Origin of the sequence: Mesocricetibacter intestinalis (genome assembly GCF_004363295.1) — a bacterium.
Lineage (GTDB): Bacteria > Pseudomonadota > Gammaproteobacteria > Enterobacterales > Pasteurellaceae > Mesocricetibacter > Mesocricetibacter intestinalis.
In genome coordinates this window covers 464,264-481,466 of sequence record NZ_SNYQ01000001.1, presented here as the reverse complement: position 1 = coordinate 481,466, position 17,203 = coordinate 464,264, and the positions used below count along the sequence as shown (strand labels likewise).

Genomic DNA, 17,203 nt, shown 5'->3' with positions numbered 1-17,203 from the left:
TTTTCCTTATAAACCGAAGGCTTGTTGATAAGCTTTAGGATCAAATCCGATTAGGGCTTTATCCTGTTGCAGAATAATCGGGCGTTTAATCAGGGTCGGGTGAGCCGCCATCAGCTCAAGTGCGGTGCTTTTCGACAAAGTTTTTTTCAATGCTTCGTCCAAATTACGCCAAGTGGTGCTGCGCTTATTCAGCATTTGCTGCCAACCGAATTGCGCTTCCGCCTGTAGCAGCCAGTTCTGATCAAGCCCCTCAATACGATAATCGTGCAGCCGGTGCTCAATATGTTGCTGTGTCAGCCAGTTCAACGCCTTTTTCACCGTATCGCAATTTTTGATGCCATAAACCTTTATCATGCCGTTTTCCTTCTTTGTCATAGCGAGAGGAGTTAAATAATACGTGATTTTTTGCTTTTTTGCATATAGGGCTTATTTAAACTCCCGATCGGGGAAAACCCGCAGCGGCTGCATATCGCTATCGCCCATAATCACTCGGCTCGGATCGGAACGTAAACAACAGCCGCCGTAATGCCCGCCGACAGTAAAGGTGCAGATTTGCATATATTGATCTTCCGCTTTCGGCAAACACCAGAGCTGCTGATAGATCTCGCTTTGCCGTGCGAAACGTCCCTCGGTGCGATCCAATAATAGTTCCCCTTCGCCTACCAGTTTTACATTATCGCCCCGTCGCCCGGCAATAGGCTTCTGAGCATAACCGCTGCGCAATAGGCTTTCATTCAGTTCAAAACCGGCTTCCAGCAAATAGCGGTGGTTAGGGAATAAGGACCAGAGTACCGGTAAAATCGCTTTGTTACTCGGAATCGCCGTCCACAGCGGTTCGAAAACCAATACTTCGGGGCGCAGCAACACATCGATTAAACGTACCCTATCTTCCGCATAACCGGTACGGATCGGAGGGGCCACTTCGCTGCCCGTCGCATCTTCGCGCAGCTGCTCCAATACGGTTTCCCAGGCCCAGGTTTTCCATACGGTTCGCACCTGATTTCGTTCATCATCCAGCAGGCGTCCTCGTTTATCCCATTGTAGCCCCTCCGTACCCCGAATAATTTTGCTACGGAATCCGGCCCGCACTAAACTTTGCTGCATAAACAGGGCGTGATAATCCTCTTCCGCATCATAATCCTGCATAATATGTACCAAGGGGCTAGCGGCACTGTGCTTCCAGGTATCGGATAAAGCATCCGCCAGTCTTGCGCCGGGATCCAACCCCAGCGCTCCGCCCGCCCGTTGCGCCCAATCCGCCAAAATAGCACCGGCCTCCGCATGACAGGAAGCGGAATCGGCATTATATTCATATACTTTCAGACCGCGGCTATCCATACAGAAATCCAGGCGTCCGGAAATGGTCTGATAACGTCGGTTTTGCCAGGACAGGCGTAAACGCGGCCAAAGCAGCTTCGGAATATTAAAATAGCGCAACAGATTATCGTCTTTCATCACTTTATCCGTTGCGTGCAGATACATTAAATGCAACTCGTTGGTGGCGCGAATCAGTTCCTGCTGTGCGCTTTCCGACATAATAAAGTAGCGATACTGATCGCTGCGGCTCACCCTGTGTCCGCCCATCGCCCGAATATAGGCTTTACGCAAGGGATCCGCACTATTCAACCATTCCCCTTCGAACTGAGCGTTATGATGAATATGACGAGCTTGAATACATAGGTTTTTCGCGTCGGGAACCGGCTGCGGCAGACTGTATCTGCTATCTTCGCTCTGAATCATCCAACCTAAAATGGTCGTATCCTCAAAGGTATCATGCAGCAGATAACCGGACTCATCTACGCTCATCTTCAGTTCCCTCGTCCATTGCCGCCCGCTCGGCAAGCGGGAATGGATAACATTCTGTTCCGCAATGCGCACCCGATCGGGCAGTACCTGAGTAATAATCGCCACATGTCCGGTTTGGCTAAATTCGCCGCCCTCCTGCCAAATAAGTAAAGCGCCGGGAACAGGAGCGCGTTTGCTCCCGTTAGCAAAGGCCTGCAAAGGCAGCAGCGCATCATTTACCACCTGGCGCAAAAAACGCAGCGAAAATATTTCATAGGCCATTCCCACATCGGTAAACACCATACCGTGGTTTAAATAGAGATAGCGGCGGGCAAACTCCACACATTGCCACTTATAGCCCATATATTCCCGCCCGAGGTAACTGCGAAAGGCCGCATCGTCGGGATATTCCTTTTTATCCGCGCTGGCGTAATCCGACGAATAAATCGCTACGCCGCCGGGTGCATAACCGAGTAAACTGCCGAAAGGATCAAGGGTGGATATATTAGGGGATCGATCAGACATAACAAACTCCGAGTAAAAAATAATGCGCTAGTATAGATCTTTATTTCCCGCCCCCCAAAGGGTTTAATCCCCCTTAGCCGGAAAAATCAGTTCTGCGGCGGGAAAAGTGCGGTCAAAATTTTCAAAGTTTTATTATGCCCTCGCAACGCCCCCCTGGTTACTCGGCTATTGACTCAAAGTGAATTATAAGGGGCCTGCCTTCGCCTCCCATACTAAACGAAAAGCCGGCGGCGGCCCCTAAGCCTATTTTTTAAGCCTATTTTTTCGCAAACCCCTGTTTTTGCAGATAGCCCAGCACTTCCGGACGCACCGGTTTATCCAAACTCTTAATCACATTTTTCGACCAGTTCATATCAATATCGCTACGGCGTCGGTAATAATCGGCCATCTGCCGATCATAATCCGCCAGCAACTCTGAATCCAAAGGCTGATAGCGATTTTCAAAAAACAGACTTTCGCGCGGTAAACGCGGTTTTAACGGCGGATCCTGATCCGGATAACCCAGACAAAGTCCCACCAGCGGCACGCAATGAGCAGGTAACCCCAGTAATTCACCGACTTTTTCCATCTGATTGCGTAGGGAACCGATATAAACTCCGCCCAGCCCCAGGCTTTCCGCCGCCAGCAACAGGTTCTGCGCCATAATGCCCGTATCCACCGCTCCTATCAGTAATACTTCGGTATAATCCAGTTGAGCCTGAGGACAAATCTGTTTGTGCTTGTGAAAATCAATACAGAATACCCAAAATTCCGGCGCTTTCTGTACATATTCCTGGTTGGAACAGCAGTGCATCAATGCAGAACGCAGCGCCTCATCGGTAACCCGTATGATGGAAACGCATTGCAAATGATTAGAGGTGGAAGCCGCACGCCCTGCATCAACCAGCTGTTCAATCAGCGCCCTATCGAGTTTCTGAGCCTTAAACTGACGAATGGAACGATGCGCTAAAATATGTTCCAGGGTAGCGGAACTAAGTTTTTGATCAGACATATTTTACTCCGAGAAAATAAAGAGCCCATTATACTACACCAATTAAGGCAGAAATTCAGCCCGCTCTCCCCCGCCGAGGCGGCAATAACAATGAACGTTGTGATTTCTGCAGGCAAAACCCCGGCGATTTATGTTACAATGCCACCTTTAACCGGAACGGCGCTAATCTCCCGTATCCTTATCTTCGAACTGTTTATTCGTTGAGGAAAAATGAAATACCAACTGCAAACAACAAACGGTCGCGCACGCCGCGGCAAACTGACCTTTGAGCGCCCGCAAGGCACCTTTAGCGTGGAAACCCCGGCCTTTATGCCGGTGGGTACCTATGGCACCGTTAAGGGCATGACGCCGGAAGAAGTAAGGGAAAGCGGCGCGGAAATTCTGCTCGGCAATACCTTCCATCTGTGGCTGCGCCCGGGTCAGGAAATCATACGCAAACATGGCGATCTGCATGATTTTATGCAATGGCAGCGCCCGATTCTGACCGACTCCGGCGGTTTTCAGGTGTTCAGTTTGGGGAAGCTGCGTAAAATCAGCGAAGAAGGCGTGAAGTTTCAGAATCCGATTAACGGGGAGCGTATCTTTCTGTCGCCGGAAAAATCCATGGAAATCCAATATGATCTCGGTTCCGATATCGTAATGATTTTTGACGAATGTACGCCTTATCCCGCCACCTTCGACTATGCCAAAAAATCAATGGAAATGTCGCTGCGCTGGGCCAAACGCAGTCGCGACCGCTTTGATCAACTGGGCAATAAAAATGCGCTGTTCGGTATTATTCAGGGCGGAACCTTTGAAGAATTGCGCCAAATCTCGCTGGACGGGCTGAAAGCCATAGGCTTCGACGGCTATGCGGTGGGCGGTCTGGCCGTTGGTGAGCCGAAAGAAGATATGCACCGTATTCTGGAATATATTACCCCGCAAATTCCGGCGGATAAACCGCGCTATTTAATGGGTGTGGGTAAACCCGAAGATTTAGTCGAGGGCGTACGGCGCGGCATCGATATGTTCGACTGCGTGATGCCGACCCGCAATGCGCGCAACGGCCATCTGTTCGTCAGCGACGGTATCGTGAAAATCCGTAATGCTAAATATCGCGATGACACTTCACCGCTGGACGCCGAATGCGATTGTTATACCTGCCGCCATTACAGCAAAGCCTATTTATATCATCTGGATAAATGCGGTGAGATTCTGGGCGCCAGATTGAATACCATTCATAATCTACGCTATTATCAGCGCCTGATGGCTCAAATCCGCCGCGCCATAGAAGAACATCGCTTTGAGGATTTCGTACAGGAATTTTATGCCCGCATCGGCAAACCCGTGCCGCCTCTGGACAGTTATCACCAATTTGAAGGATAAACCGTGTTAAACTTGGATCCGCAACAGTTCGCCAGTTGGGCGCAACCGCTTGATATGCTGTATGCCTGTCATACTAAGGTAAAAAACTTTTGTCGACAGCTGCAAAAACTGCCCGACTATTTAGAGCAACAGGGCATGACTGCAGCGCTGGAAAGGGATATCGCCCAGATTCTGACTTATTTTAATCAGGCTGCGCCCTTACATCATGAAGACGAGGAAAAAGATTTTTTCCCGGCGTTAATAAAACATTACCCTCAGGCGCAAGAGGAAATCGAGCGCTTGGAACAGCAGCATATTATGCTGCACCGCAACTGGAGCTTATTATCCGCCCAGTTGCTGGCGTTGAAAGAAGGAAAACGCAGCGATATCGACGCCGAACTGATTAAGGCGTTTATCGCCGGCTATGATAGCCATATCGCCATTGAAGAACCTTTATTCGAATTGGGTAAAAAATATTTATCCGCAACGGAATTGAACGCAATGGGAAAAATAATGTCAAAGCGTAGGCTCGCCGTTTCCGCCGGTTAACCTTAGCCCCGGGGTGGTGATGCAATATCAACTTGATGTGAGGGAGTACCGTTGTCCCCTCCCTTTATTAATGATTACGAAAGCGCTCGCTCGCTTAGGCGTCGATGATGAACTGAATGTACTTGTCGACGCTGCCGATGTCAGGGAAGATATCCGTTTATGGTGCAGGGAAAATCATTACGTTCTGAGTGATGAAAAAAGTACCGGAAGGTTAAAAATATGTAAAGACCGCCGTTAAACGGTGGAATTGAGGTGAAAATATCAGTGCGTTAATGCCCCATATTTTCTCCCTCTACTTAAGCATAGCTTTAACCGCTTTTTATTTTTATCTGTGTTTAGCCCATAAGGAGTTTTTTATGAACAAAAAATTACAAGCCCTATTCGTTAGCGCAGCTACCGTTTTCGCTTCCGCAACGGTATTCGCCAATCAGGTACCGGAAGTGGTTTACCAGCCAAAAGATGCGCAGCTGATTAAACAGCAGCATAAACATAACGGTGAATATGAAGCCACATACAGCCTGCCGGGTAACGATGTACGCCCTCTGGCGCAGGAAGTTGAAGCTTATGCTAAGAGCAAAGGCTTTAATGTGGTCAAATCGGAAATCAGACCGGACGATGCGGAATTTACCTTTAGACGGGACAGACAGGAACTGGAAGTTTCCATCGAAGCGGAAAAGAACAACCTGATTGAATACGAAGTTGATTTCGAAATCAATTAATCTTAAGCCTCGCTAAGGTTACAAAGTGCGGTTTGTTTTAACCGATTTTTTTATAATATCGTTTTAATATTACCGCCGTTTGTGGTATTTTAACCGCGATTTTATCAAGGTCAGGAACGCTGCTTGCAGCGTTCCCGTATTTTTATCACTCAATCAAAACAAGGAAAAGAGAATGGATGCACAACAAGGCAGCCCGATGTCAATGCTGATGATTTTTGTCATTTTCGGTCTGATTTTCTATTTTATGATCTATCGTCCGCAGGCAAAACGTAATAAAGAACATCGTAAATTGATGTCTGAATTGGCTAAAGGCACCGAAGTCCTTACTTCCGGCGGATTAGTCGGCAAAATCACCAAAATCAGTGCCGAAAGCGATATGATCGTTGTCGCTCTGAACGATAACAACGAAGTAACCATCAAACGTGATTTTATCGTTGCGGTTCTGCCGAAAGGTTCAATCAAATCTCTTCAATAATTCTATTCCATTCATCAAGGGAAATTTATGTTAAACCGTTACCCTTTATGGAAGAATCTAATGGTGATCTTCGTGGTCGCCATTGGTCTTTTATATTCTCTCCCCAATATTTACGGTGAAGATCCGGCCGTTCAAATATCCGGAACCCGAGGTCAGGAAGCAACCAGTAGCACCCTGTCCGAAGTACAGCGTCTGCTGGACGGCAACGGTCTGAAAACAAAATCCATATTACTGGAAAACGGCGCTATTCTCGCCCGTTTTAATAATACCGATGATCAGCTACTGGCCAAAGATAAAATTACCCAACAGCTGGGCCAGTCCTATTCCGTCGCGCTAAACCTTGCGCCGGCCACACCGGACTGGTTAAGCGCTATCGGCGGTAATCCGATGAAATGGGGGCTTGATTTACGCGGCGGCGTACGCTTCTTAATGGAAGTGGATATGAATACGGCGTTGGAAAAACGTCAGGAACAGCTGCAAGACAGCCTGCGTACCGAATTCCGCAAAGAAAAATTTCAATACAGCGCCATCCGTAACGGGGAAGATTTCAGTACCATAGTAACCCTAGCGAAACCGGAACAAATTTCCGAGGTAAAACGCTTCCTGCGTAAACAGCACGCCAATCTCGAAATCAGAGATATTTCCGCCAATACCCTCGCTCTTGCCCTGTCCGAAAGCGCATTAAACGAAGCCCGTGAAAACGCTATCGAACAGAACTTGGGCATTCTGCGCAAACGTGTGGAAGAATTAGGTGTTGCGGAAGCGGTTATTCAGCGCCAAGGCGCAGAACGTATCGTGGTGGAACTGCCGGGGATTCAGGATACCGCACGCGCCAAAGAAATTCTGGGCGCCACCGCAACCCTTGAATTCCGTATGGTAAACCAAAACGTCAGTCCGGAAGCCATAGCTCGTAACAGCGTACCTTCCGATACGGAAATCAAACTTAACCGCCAAGGTATGCCGGTAGCACTGAACAAACGAGCGGTACTGGGCGGCGAACATATTATTAACGCCAGTTCAAGCTTTAATCAGAATAACGGCACCCCTCAGGTTGATGTAACTCTGGACAGTGAAGGCGGCGACATTATGTCCGAAACTACCCGCCTTAATCTGGAAAAACCTATGGCGACCCTTTATGTGGAATACAAGGACAGCGGTAAGAAAGACGAAAACGGTAAAGTTATTCTGGAAAAACATGAAGAGGTTATTAATATCGCCACTATCCGCGGTCGTTTCGGCAGCCGCTTCCAGATCACCGGTATCGACAGTAGCGCGGAAGCACAGAATCTCGCCGTGCTGCTCCGTTCCGGGGCGCTGACCGCACCGATCCAAATTGTGGAAGAACGTACCGTGGGACCTTCGCTAGGGGCGCAAAATGTGGAACAAGGCTTAAAAGCCGGCCTATGGGGATTAGCCATCGTTATTCTGTTCTGTGTGGTTTACTATAAATTATTCGGTCTTATTGCCAGTATCGCCTTATGCGCCAACATGGTATTGCTGGTGGGTCTGATGTCGCTGCTGCCGGGAGCGACCCTCACCATGCCGGGAATCGCCGGGATTATCTTATCGGTAGGTATGTCGGTGGATGCCAACGTGCTGATTTTCGAACGTATTAAAGAAGAAATGCGCAACGGTCGCTCCATTCAGCAAGCCATCCATGAAGGTTATAACGGTGCCTGGACCAGTATTTTTGACGCCAACCTCACCACTATCCTGACCGCCGTAGTACTCTACGCCGCAGGAACGGGGCCGGTTAAAGGGTTTGCTATTACCCTTGCCCTGGGGGTTGCTATCTCAATGTTTACCGCAATCACCGGAACCCGTATGTTGGTGAATCTGATTTACGGCGGTAAACGCGTCGAAAAACTATCAATTTAATCGCGGAGAATAATTGTGACCGTAATGAATAAACAAAAGCACGAATATAAAGGCGTAGGTTTACCCTTCCGCCTGGTTCGCTTTATGGATTACCGTAAAGGGGGTTATATATTTTCCGCCCTGCTGACCGCTGTCTGCCTGTTCTTCATCATTACCAAAGGCTTTAACTGGGGACTGGATTTTACCGGCGGCGTGGTTATCGAAACCCGTTTTTCTCAACCTGCCGATCTGGATAAAGTCCGTACCACCCTGAGTAGCAACGGTATTGCCAGTCCTCTGGTACAGACCACCGGCAGCGCCAACGAAGTGATGATTCGTTTACCTGTGGGCGACAGCGACGCCCATATCGGCGATAAGATCAAAACCATGCTGGCTTCTCTGGATAGCGGCTTACAGATCCATAGTGTGGAATTTGTCGGCCCTAACGTCGGTGAAGAACTGACCCTAAGCGCAATCTACGCCACCCTGGCAACCTTGGCGATGTTGCTGATTTACGTCGGTATGCGTTTCGAATGGCGACTGGGCATGGGCGGTATTCTGGCGCTGGCCCACGATGTTATCGTAACCCTCGGCGTATTCTCTCTGCTGCAAATTGAAATCGATCTGACCTTTGTGGCGGCGATTTTGTCCGTGGTGGGATATTCCCTGAACGACAGTATCGTGGTATTCGACCGTGTACGTGAGAATTTCCGCAAAATACGCCGTATCGATTCACAGGAAATCATCGATATTTCCCTGACTCAAACCCTAGCCAGAACCATGATGACCTCGGTTACCACCCTATTTGTGGTTATCGCTCTGTTTATTTTCGGCGGGCCGACTATTCACAGCTTCTCGTTGGCCTTACTGATCGGGATTGCTTTCGGTACCTATTCATCGATTTTCGTAGCGATCGCCGTATCCTTTGACCTCGGGTTGAAACGCGAACACATGCTGCTGAAAGTAGTGGAAAAGGAAGAGTTTCAGGAAGGGCTGTAATAGATTAATACCCCTATCTAAACCCGGTTAGCCTTGTTAACCGGGGTTTTTATCCCTTGTTCCCCGTACCAAAAAAGAAAACGGGAACTTTAAAGCGGAAAAGTCGGTCAAATACAACATTGTTGCGGAGTATAAAAATGTTAAAACCTTCTTTTCTTATTAGTCTCGCCACCCTAATGCTAACCCTGCCGCTTTCCGCCGCACAAACAGATCTTGAGCGGCAACGGGATATTTATCAAAAAATCAAACAGCTTCTCAGCCTTTCCCAGAGCGAGCAAACCCTGAACCTTAGTAAGTCTTTACTGGCTCAGATCAAAGACTATCCCCTTTATCCCTATGCCGAATACCGGATAATAGATGCGGATAAAAAAAATCTCAGTTTTGCGATTATCGAGGATTACCAGCGACGTAACCCGGATCTCTTTCTAAGCGACAATCTAAAACGCAGCTGGCTGCAACGGAGCGCGGAAAATAAAGACTGGCAGGGTATCCTTGCTCATCAATCCGGTCTGCCCTCAGACCAGGCCAGCCAATGCCTGCTGTTTCAAGCGCGGCAAAACCTGCGCTCGAATGAAACGACAAGCGCCCTGCTCTCAGCGCACTTACCGCAAAAAAGTATGGAAAGTCTTTGGTTGACGGGCAAAAGCCTGCCTAAGCAATGTGATCCCATTCTGGCTCAATGGGCCATGCAGGGCGGACTGAGCGATGAACTTTTACAACAACGAGCCATGCTCGCCTTTGAAGCGCAAAACCATGGATTGCTGACGGCACTGCAAAAATATGCACCGCCGAACAGTCCGACGGCGAAACTGCTCAACGCCTTGAACCTTTATCGGAAATCACCTCAGTTACTGCTGGAAATCAATCAAAAAGATGCCGCCCTCAGCACCGAGCAAAAGCAACGTATTGCCATAAAGCTCTTTCCGCTGCTGCTAAAAAATCTACAGGAGAGCGCAATTACGGAGATGAACGCGCCTTTTGCGCCTTACCAAAATCTGGCCCAACAACTGAATTTCAGCCCGGCACAAACGGAAGAATGGAAAAAAGCCTTTATCGGCCATATCTTTGACAGTGAACGCGAGCCCCTCATACGCTGGCGCGATCAGGAACTGCTGAAACTTAAAGACGATAAACTAAGCGAACGCCGTATTCGTACCGCCTTACGCCAAAAACAGGATACCGCCCCTTGGCTGGCATTACTTTCGGAGGCGGCTAAAAATAAGGACGAATGGCTTTACTGGCAGGCCAAAAACTTACCGGCTGAAAAAAGTCGCCCGATTTTGACCGCTCTTGCGCAGCAGCGGGGATTTTACGCCATGCTTGCCAACGCAGAACTGCAAACTAGCTATCGTCCGTCGATGAGCGCCTCTCCTTCCGCCGCTCAGGCGGAAAAAAGCCTGCGCCCTAAATATAGCCGCCAGCTCGATCGTATTGCGGAATTACGCTATTTTAGTCAGACCGCCGAAGCCAACCAAGAATGGAGCAATTTGTTAAATCGTGCTACGGATACGGAAAAACTGGCACTGGCTCGCTATGCGCAAGAGCGGCAATGGTTTGATTTAAACGTGGAAGCCACTATCCGCGCCAAGGCCTGGAATCATATAGCCCTGCGTCTGCCCATGGCCTATACCGACTGGTTCGATCTCCTACTGCAAGGTAAGCGGATTACCCCGACTTTTGCCATGGCCATTGCCCGCCAGGAAAGTGCTTGGAAACCCTATGTCAGTTCCTCCGCCAATGCGCGCGGTCTAATGCAGCTGTTGCCTACCACCGCCAAATTGACCGCACAGAAATCCGGACTACCTTACAATCATGAAAATCAGCTGTATGATCCTTTTAACAACATTATGCTGGGCACCGCCCATCTGCAAGAACTCTATGAGAAATACGGTAACAACCGGATTCTAATCGCCGCCGCCTATAATGCCGGGGCGGGTCGGGTCGAACAATGGCTGAACAGAAGCAAAGGCCGCCTGAATATGGCCGAATTTGTCGCTTCCATTCCGTTTTATGAAACCCGCGGTTATGTGCAGAACGTACTGAGTTACGATGCTTATTATCAAATTCTGCGCCAGGGATCACAGCAATTATTTTCCGATCAGGAGTATAATCGGCTATACTAGTGCAATAGTATCGTTATGATAAAAGGAGATGATATGTACCTCAGCCGCAATATGACGCAATGGACGGCGTTTCTTGATATGCTACGCCAGGCTTTCGAACAGGGCAAAGAGCAAGAATTACTGACCCTGCTGCTTACCGCAGACGAACGAGATGCGGTAGGCTTACGTTTACAAATCGTAGCCCAATTACTGGATAAAGATATTTCACAGCGGGAAATTCAACAGAATCTTGGTACCAGCGCCGCAACTATTACACGAGGTTCGAATATGATTAAACTGATGGACCCGCCGTTTATCGATTGGCTGAAAGCACGGCTGAATGAGCAAAAAATCTAACGCTTCCCGCTTGCGCCACCCTTTCCGGCATTGCTCCGGGCATAAAAAGTGCGGTCGTTTTTTGGCCTTTTTTTTATTGGCTTTTTTAGCGCTCACCCTAATGTTGAGAATTCTGCCAGTGCCCTTTTCCGCTTATATGGCACAGCAGCAAATCGGCCGTTTATTACAAGGCGATTTTTCTTTCCGCTTACATTATGACTGGGTTAGCCTGGATAAAATCTCTCCTTCCATGCAGCTTGCCGTTATAGCTGCGGAAGATCAGCGCTTTGTCGAACATTATGGCTTTGATTTAAGCGCCATCGAACAGGCGCTACAATATAACCGTCGTTCCAACCGTATCCGTGGCGCTTCCACTATTTCTCAGCAAACGGCCAAAAACCTCTATCTATGGCATGGTCAAAGTTGGTTACGCAAGGGACTGGAAGTACCAGTTACCCTGGTGCTGGAAACCCTGTGGTCGAAAAAACGCATTCTGGAAGTTTATCTGAATATAGCCGAGTTCGGGGAAGGCGTCTTTGGTGTGGAAGCAGCCAGCCAACGTTATTTTAATAAACCGGCACAGGCGCTAAATGCGTCGGAAGCCGCATTACTGGCCGCCGTACTGCCTAACCCCATTGCCTATAAGGCAAATCGACCGGGCAGCTATGTAAAACAGCGACAAGAATGGATTATGCGTCAAATGAACAGCCTGGGGAAAGCTTATCTATCCGGACTATAATCCGTGAAGCGCCAACCTCGCCTTAACAAAAACAGAAAGCAGAAAAGGAGAAAAATATGACAGTATTGGTAACAGGTGCATCGGCAGGCTTTGGCAAAGCAATCTGCAAAGTCTTGGTCAATGCGGGATATAAAGTCATAGGCTCGGCTCGCCGTAGCAAAAAATTACAACAGCTGCAGGCCGAGTTGGGCGAAGCTTTTTATCCTCTACAAATGGACGTTTCCAAACCGGAATTAATCGACCGGGCCCTGGCGCAACTTCCGGCCGAATGGGCGCAAATCGATTTATTGGTTAATAACGCCGGGCTCGCCCTTGGTTTGGAACCCGCCTATAAGGCTGACTTTAAAGACTGGCAAACCATGATCGATACCAATATCGTCGGTCTGACCTATCTGACCCATAAAATCCTGCCGCAAATGGTGGAGCGTAATCAGGGGCATATTATTAACCTTGGTTCCATCGCAGGTAATTATCCTTATCCCGGCGGTAATCTGTATGGGGCGACTAAAGCCTTTGTCAAGCAGTTCAGTCTGAATTTACGCGCCGATCTGGCGGGAACAAAAATCCGGGTCAGTAATGTCGAACCGGGATTATGCGGCGGTACTGAATTTTCCAACGTGCGCTTTAAAGGCGATGACAATAAGGCGGCGGAAGTCTATAAGGGTACCGAGTTTATCCGTGCCGAAGACATTGCCAATGCCATATTATGGATTTACCGCCAACCGCCTCATGTTAATATCAACCGAATTGAAATTATGCCGGTAACACAAAGTTTCTCCGCCTTACAGGTCAGCCGAGAAACCAATTAAGCCGAAAGGGGCACTCATAATTTATTTTCGTCGCCCCGGAAGTGCGGTAGAATTCGGGAGAATTTTTTATAATTGCGCCTTGCGGCGGTAACAATCAAAATCCCGTAATTCCGACCGCACTTTTATCAGATAAGATTATGCAGACTAAACGAAAACGTCCCACTCTACAGCATATTGCCGAGCATCTCGGCATCACCAAAATGACCGTCAGCCGCTATCTGCGCAACCCGGAACTGGTGGCGGAAAGTACTAGGGTAAAAATCGCCGCCGCCATAGAAAGCTTCGGCTATATTCCCAATCGCGCACCGGATATTTTGTCCAATGCCAAAAGCCGAGCCATCGGCGTACTGGTACCTTCGCTTACCAATCAGGTTTTTGCCGATGTGATCAAAGGTATAGAAACAATCACCGATCAGGCCGGTTATCAAACCATGTTGGCTCACTACGGTTATAGCATTGAAAAAGAAGAACAGCGGATAGAATCGCTGCTTTCCTATAATGTGGACGCGCTTATTCTGTCGGAAAATCAACATTCCGAACGCACCTTAAAAATGCTGGAAGTGGCCAATATTCCGGTTATTGAAATTATGGATAGCGGCGAATCCGGCATTCAGCAAGTGATAGGCTTCGATAATATCGCTGCCGCACAAGCAATGACGGATACCATGATTAAACGTAACCATACGAATATCGTTTATTTTTCCGCACGAATGGATAAACGTACCCGCCTGAAAATGCTGGGTTATGAAAATACCATGAAAAAATATGCGTTGACGCCGCGTTTCCTGCTCACGGAAGAATCCTCTTCCTTCAGTCTGGGCGCCAAGCAGCTACATCAGGCCCTAGAAAAATATCCTGATCTGAACGGTATTTTCTGTACCAATGACGACCTTGCCATCGGCGCGTTGTTCGAATGTCAGCGTTTAGGTATCAAGGTTCCGGAACAAATTGCCGTAGCCGGTTTCCATGGCCATGATGTGGGGCAATCTATGACTCCTCAGCTAGCTACGGTTATCACCCCGCGTTTAAATATCGGCTACCGCGCCGCTCAGGAATTACTGGATCGCCTGCAAGGTCTCCCGCAGCAAAGCAATATTATCGATTTGGGCTACCAGATCCATATCGGACAAAGTATCTGAATCAAATCCATAAAAAACAGGACGTTATGCCCTGTTTTTTTTATTTCCGCGCTTTAGCGTCCGGCCAAATCCCGCACCTTCTGCAATAAAATCTCGCCCATCGGCTGAGGATTACCGCTGAATAAAGTACTTAGTTTATTATTGGCAATAATATCCCGACGCAGCGCCAAGCGCTCTTCATGATTTTCCGCCAAACGAATCGCCCGCGCCACATATTCGTCCGCCGTATCGGCAATTAACCAATCCGGCAAACCTAAACGCTTAAATAGGCCTTCATCAATATGCTCATGAACTTCCGGCCCGGTCTTACAAATTCCAACCAATCCCAGGGTAACCATATCGATAATCCCGTTCGTATTGCCGAATGGGAAAGGATTGATCAGCATATCGCAGCGCCGCAACACGTCCAGATAGCGGAGGTAAGGGCTGTGCGGATATACGGTTGCGGCATCGCCCAAATAGGTACGGATAAAGCGTTCCACATAAGGATGGGTAATACCGATACTCTGCCCCAAAGCAAAATGAAAATGCACATCCACCTTAGCTTGTTCACGAATACGCCGGCAAGCGGCCAGAAAATAGGGATTCAGTTTCATCGTGGTGGAAGCGATACCTATATTCACCCGATCCGGCTGCTCGCGCAGAATATAATCGACCTTTTCCGGCGCCAGTGCGGAAGGTACATAGGGTAAGGCATCTTTCGGCAGACGCAGCAGCTTTTCACTGAAGCAATCTTCGCTACCCACATAATCGTCTTCCACAATAACATATTCGATAAAATCCGAATAAGTGGTGGCAGGGTGGCCCAGGGCAATAACCTGGATCGGCGCCACACGCGTATTACTGGCGAAAATAGTGGCTAAATCCATCCCTATACTCGGCATATAGAAAACCGCTGCGCCGTTCTGCTCGCAAATCTCTTTCAGCTGATTTAACTTCTGAAAAATATTGCCGTTATCGATCAGATGAAACTCATCGAATACCTAGCGCCCCGCCTCATCAACGGCATCGCTACCCAAGCCGATCAGATAAAAATGCTGACGTGCGGCAATCATTGAAGTGGAATGGGTACGATAAATGGAATGGGCCGAATGAAAATGCTCCAGCATTACCACCATTACCGGCTTATTATTACGTTCGCCTAACGGATACAGGTTTTCCCGATCGGTCCAGCCGCCGTTAAGTAAATGACGACGCACCACCTTATTCAACGCCCCTTTTACCTGATGCTTGTTCGCCGCCGTATCATAGCTGCAGTGCATATAAACATCATGCAGAATATTGGCGGGCAGCGCATCCAGAGAATCGAAGCTTTCCAGAAACTGAGGGAACCATTGCAGTACCGTCGCGCGTTTCGAAAAGGCGGCGTCGGTACCTATAAAGCGCGGTGATTGCAGGGCGAAGCACAGGGAGGCGCATAACACCTGATCCGCGTTCCAGAGTGCCTCCAAATTGATATTAACGTTAGAGTCGGGAAAATAAAGAATACAGAACTTAATCAGCGCCTCTTTAGAACCTTCCAGCACAAACTCTTTATGCGAAGTTTCCTTATCTTTATTTAAATTATAATGTTGCAGAATATGATCCGCATTGACATAAGGCGAAGCTGCGAAAATCAATGCCAGCCAACGCTGAAATATAAAAAACTGTTTAGCGCCGCTCCCCGAAATAGATAAAGCCCGGTCGGCAAATAATTCACCGATGGCATTGGCCAAACGGGTACAGATATAAATCGTCCGTTCTTTCTCCAATCCGTTCAGCTGCTGCGGGTAATCGCAGTCAATACCGTTAAACAAACCGAAATTTTCATCCAGCTTGCCCAAAATATTCAATAATTCTCTGCAGGCGACCTCATAATCTTTGGCCGCAACGGCCGTTTCAAAACGTAAAACGCTGGGTTGTTGCTCAGACATAGTTTCCCCGATGTTATTTGCCCCTAAGGCATTGAAAATTAAATAATGAAATTCGGGCAGAAGTATACGATGTTTTGCATCAAAATAAATCAGGAAAATTCATTTTCCGCAAAAGAAAAGGAAGTTTTTACCAAAAAGGCGGATTTCCTCAAGAGGAGATATAAAAATCTTGGTATTTTCCGACCGCACTTTAAAGGCTCGGCAGAAAAGGAAAAGGCGGAGATATTCCCCGCAACGGAGGAATATCCCGCTTTATCCATCAGCTTCTTAAATCAGTGGCCAGTTTTACCGCTTCGCGGCTTAAAGCGGCGACTTTCTGCCAATCCTGCTGCGCAACCGCATCATTAGGTATCATCCACGAGCCGCCCACGGTCGCCACACAGGACAGCGCCAAATAATCCGCCAGGTTTTTCGGCGAAACGCCGCCGGTCGGACATACTCTCAACTGCGGTAAAGGCGCGGAAATCGCTTTTAATGCCGCCGCTCCGCCGTTTGCTTCCGCCGGAAAAAACTTAACATGATCATAGCCCAGCTCCAGTGCCGCCATCATCTCGGAAGGGGTTGCCGTTCCCGGAATTAAAGCTACGGAAGATTTTGCCGCATGCTTCAACAATGCCGCAGTGGCTCCCGGAGAAATCACGAATTTCGCCCCGGCGGCTACCGCCTGATCATATTGTTCGGCGGAAATCACCGTACCTGCACCGACCAATGCCTGCGGCATAGCTTCGCTGACGAGGCGGATAGCATCTAGGGCTACCGGCGTACGTAACGTAATTTCAAATACGTTAATACCGCCTTCGGATAAAGCTTGCGCCATAGGTAATGCGTCTTCAAGACGTTTGATCACCATCACGGGAACGATGGGAGAAGCCGCAAACACTGCGGCGGGAGAAACAACCCATTGCATAATGTTTTCCTTAT

Annotated in this window: 16 protein-coding genes and 1 pseudogene; 12 read left to right on the top strand and 5 right to left on the bottom strand. The window is 48.5% G+C overall.

Annotated features, from left to right (window positions below; translation table 11 throughout):
• Positions 1-6 precede the first annotated feature (6 nt).
• The 3 genes from EDC45_RS02175 to nfsA all read right to left on the bottom strand — a co-directional run bounded on the left by EDC45_RS02175 (position 7) and on the right by nfsA (position 3,301).
• Positions 7-354, bottom strand: coding sequence for an ArsC family reductase (locus EDC45_RS02175; RefSeq protein ID WP_133542998.1), 348 nt, complete (start codon positions 352-354; stop codon positions 7-9).
• 72 nt (positions 355-426) lie between these two features.
• Positions 427-2,310, bottom strand: coding sequence for a bifunctional glutathionylspermidine amidase/synthase (gene gss / locus EDC45_RS02170; protein ID WP_133542997.1), 1,884 nt, complete (start codon positions 2,308-2,310; stop codon positions 427-429).
• A 256-nt stretch (positions 2,311-2,566) separates the two neighbouring features.
• Positions 2,567-3,301: an oxygen-insensitive NADPH nitroreductase gene (gene nfsA / locus EDC45_RS02165; protein ID WP_133542995.1), complete on the bottom strand. Its 735-nt coding sequence runs from the start codon at positions 3,299-3,301 to the stop codon at positions 2,567-2,569.
• A gap of 210 nt (positions 3,302-3,511) precedes the next feature.
• Between nfsA and tgt the strand changes: the two genes are divergently transcribed.
• From tgt to gntR, 12 genes are all read left to right on the top strand, one after another.
• Complete coding sequence (gene tgt / locus EDC45_RS02160) at positions 3,512-4,666, top strand: tRNA guanosine(34) transglycosylase Tgt (protein WP_133542992.1); 1,155 nt, start codon at positions 3,512-3,514, stop codon at positions 4,664-4,666.
• 3 nt (positions 4,667-4,669) lie between these two features.
• Positions 4,670-5,194, top strand: a complete 525-nt coding sequence (locus EDC45_RS02155; RefSeq protein WP_133542991.1) for a hemerythrin domain-containing protein — start codon at positions 4,670-4,672, stop codon at positions 5,192-5,194.
• Between the two features lie 19 nt (positions 5,195-5,213).
• Positions 5,214-5,432: a sulfurtransferase TusA family protein gene (locus EDC45_RS02150; RefSeq protein WP_133542989.1), complete on the top strand. Its 219-nt coding sequence runs from the start codon at positions 5,214-5,216 to the stop codon at positions 5,430-5,432.
• Between the two features lie 118 nt (positions 5,433-5,550).
• Positions 5,551-5,913: a hypothetical protein gene (locus EDC45_RS02145; RefSeq protein ID WP_133542987.1), complete on the top strand. Its 363-nt coding sequence runs from the start codon at positions 5,551-5,553 to the stop codon at positions 5,911-5,913.
• Between the two features lie 172 nt (positions 5,914-6,085).
• Positions 6,086-6,388 (top strand): preprotein translocase subunit YajC, encoded by a 303-nt coding sequence (gene yajC / locus EDC45_RS02140; protein WP_133542985.1) that lies wholly within the window; start codon positions 6,086-6,088, stop codon positions 6,386-6,388.
• Positions 6,389-6,415: 27 nt separating this feature from the next.
• On the top strand, positions 6,416-8,266 hold the full coding sequence (gene secD / locus EDC45_RS02135; protein ID WP_133542983.1) for a protein translocase subunit SecD: 1,851 nt from the start codon (positions 6,416-6,418) through the stop codon (positions 8,264-8,266).
• Positions 8,267-8,290: 24 nt separating this feature from the next.
• The gene (secF, locus tag EDC45_RS02130) at positions 8,291-9,244 is read left to right on the top strand and encodes a protein translocase subunit SecF (RefSeq protein ID WP_133543260.1); all 954 of its coding nucleotides are present in this window, start codon (positions 8,291-8,293) and stop codon (positions 9,242-9,244) included.
• Between the two features lie 137 nt (positions 9,245-9,381).
• Positions 9,382-11,367 carry a transglycosylase SLT domain-containing protein gene (locus tag EDC45_RS02125; protein ID WP_133542981.1) on the top strand — a complete coding sequence of 662 codons (1,986 nt, stop codon included), beginning with the start codon at positions 9,382-9,384 and terminating at the stop codon, positions 11,365-11,367.
• A 33-nt stretch (positions 11,368-11,400) separates the two neighbouring features.
• On the top strand, positions 11,401-11,703 hold the full coding sequence (trpR, locus tag EDC45_RS02120) for a trp operon repressor (RefSeq protein WP_133542980.1): 303 nt from the start codon (positions 11,401-11,403) through the stop codon (positions 11,701-11,703).
• Complete coding sequence (gene mtgA, locus EDC45_RS02115; protein ID WP_133542977.1) at positions 11,687-12,421, top strand: monofunctional biosynthetic peptidoglycan transglycosylase; 735 nt, start codon at positions 11,687-11,689, stop codon at positions 12,419-12,421. The genes trpR and mtgA overlap by 17 nt, the downstream gene beginning before the upstream one ends.
• A 56-nt stretch (positions 12,422-12,477) precedes the next feature.
• A complete protein-coding gene (locus EDC45_RS02110) occupies positions 12,478-13,230 on the top strand; it encodes an SDR family oxidoreductase (protein WP_133542975.1) in 753 nt (250 codons plus the stop codon).
• A gap of 137 nt (positions 13,231-13,367) precedes the next feature.
• Entirely contained in the window at positions 13,368-14,369 is a 1,002-nt protein-coding gene (gene gntR / locus EDC45_RS02105; protein ID WP_133542973.1) for a gluconate operon transcriptional repressor GntR, read from the top strand.
• 53 nt (positions 14,370-14,422) lie between these two features.
• On the opposite strand, the pseudogene EDC45_RS02100 reads toward gntR, so the two are convergent.
• Positions 14,423-16,282 (bottom strand): annotated as a pseudogene (locus EDC45_RS02100) (UDP-glucose:protein N-beta-glucosyltransferase).
• Between the two features lie 259 nt (positions 16,283-16,541).
• Positions 16,542-17,189 carry a bifunctional 4-hydroxy-2-oxoglutarate aldolase/2-dehydro-3-deoxy-phosphogluconate aldolase gene (locus EDC45_RS02095; RefSeq protein WP_133542971.1) on the bottom strand — a complete coding sequence of 216 codons (648 nt, stop codon included), beginning with the start codon at positions 17,187-17,189 and terminating at the stop codon, positions 16,542-16,544.
• Between the last annotated feature and the right edge of the window lie 14 nt (positions 17,190-17,203).

Bases quoted from the DNA above. Each gene is read 5' to 3' on its own strand.
- EDC45_RS02175 (WP_133542998.1), bottom strand. From the start codon at position 354: ATGATAAAGGTTTATGGCATCAAAAATTGCGATACGGTGAAAAAGGCG.
- gss (WP_133542997.1), bottom strand. From the start codon at position 2,310: ATGTCTGATCGATCCCCTAATATATCCACCCTTGATCCTTTCGGCAGT.
- nfsA (WP_133542995.1), bottom strand. From the start codon at position 3,301: ATGTCTGATCAAAAACTTAGTTCCGCTACCCTGGAACATATTTTAGCG.
- tgt (WP_133542992.1), top strand. From the start codon at position 3,512: ATGAAATACCAACTGCAAACAACAAACGGTCGCGCACGCCGCGGCAAA.
- EDC45_RS02150 (WP_133542989.1), top strand. From the start codon at position 5,214: ATGCAATATCAACTTGATGTGAGGGAGTACCGTTGTCCCCTCCCTTTA.
- EDC45_RS02145 (WP_133542987.1), top strand. From the start codon at position 5,551: ATGAACAAAAAATTACAAGCCCTATTCGTTAGCGCAGCTACCGTTTTC.
- yajC (WP_133542985.1), top strand. From the start codon at position 6,086: ATGGATGCACAACAAGGCAGCCCGATGTCAATGCTGATGATTTTTGTC.
- secD (WP_133542983.1), top strand. From the start codon at position 6,416: ATGTTAAACCGTTACCCTTTATGGAAGAATCTAATGGTGATCTTCGTG.
- secF (WP_133543260.1), top strand. From the start codon at position 8,291: ATGAATAAACAAAAGCACGAATATAAAGGCGTAGGTTTACCCTTCCGC.
- EDC45_RS02125 (WP_133542981.1), top strand. From the start codon at position 9,382: ATGTTAAAACCTTCTTTTCTTATTAGTCTCGCCACCCTAATGCTAACC.
- trpR (WP_133542980.1), top strand. From the start codon at position 11,401: ATGTACCTCAGCCGCAATATGACGCAATGGACGGCGTTTCTTGATATG.
- mtgA (WP_133542977.1), top strand. From the start codon at position 11,687: ATGAGCAAAAAATCTAACGCTTCCCGCTTGCGCCACCCTTTCCGGCAT.
- EDC45_RS02110 (WP_133542975.1), top strand. From the start codon at position 12,478: ATGACAGTATTGGTAACAGGTGCATCGGCAGGCTTTGGCAAAGCAATC.
- gntR (WP_133542973.1), top strand. From the start codon at position 13,368: ATGCAGACTAAACGAAAACGTCCCACTCTACAGCATATTGCCGAGCAT.
- EDC45_RS02095 (WP_133542971.1), bottom strand. From the start codon at position 17,189: ATGCAATGGGTTGTTTCTCCCGCCGCAGTGTTTGCGGCTTCTCCCATC.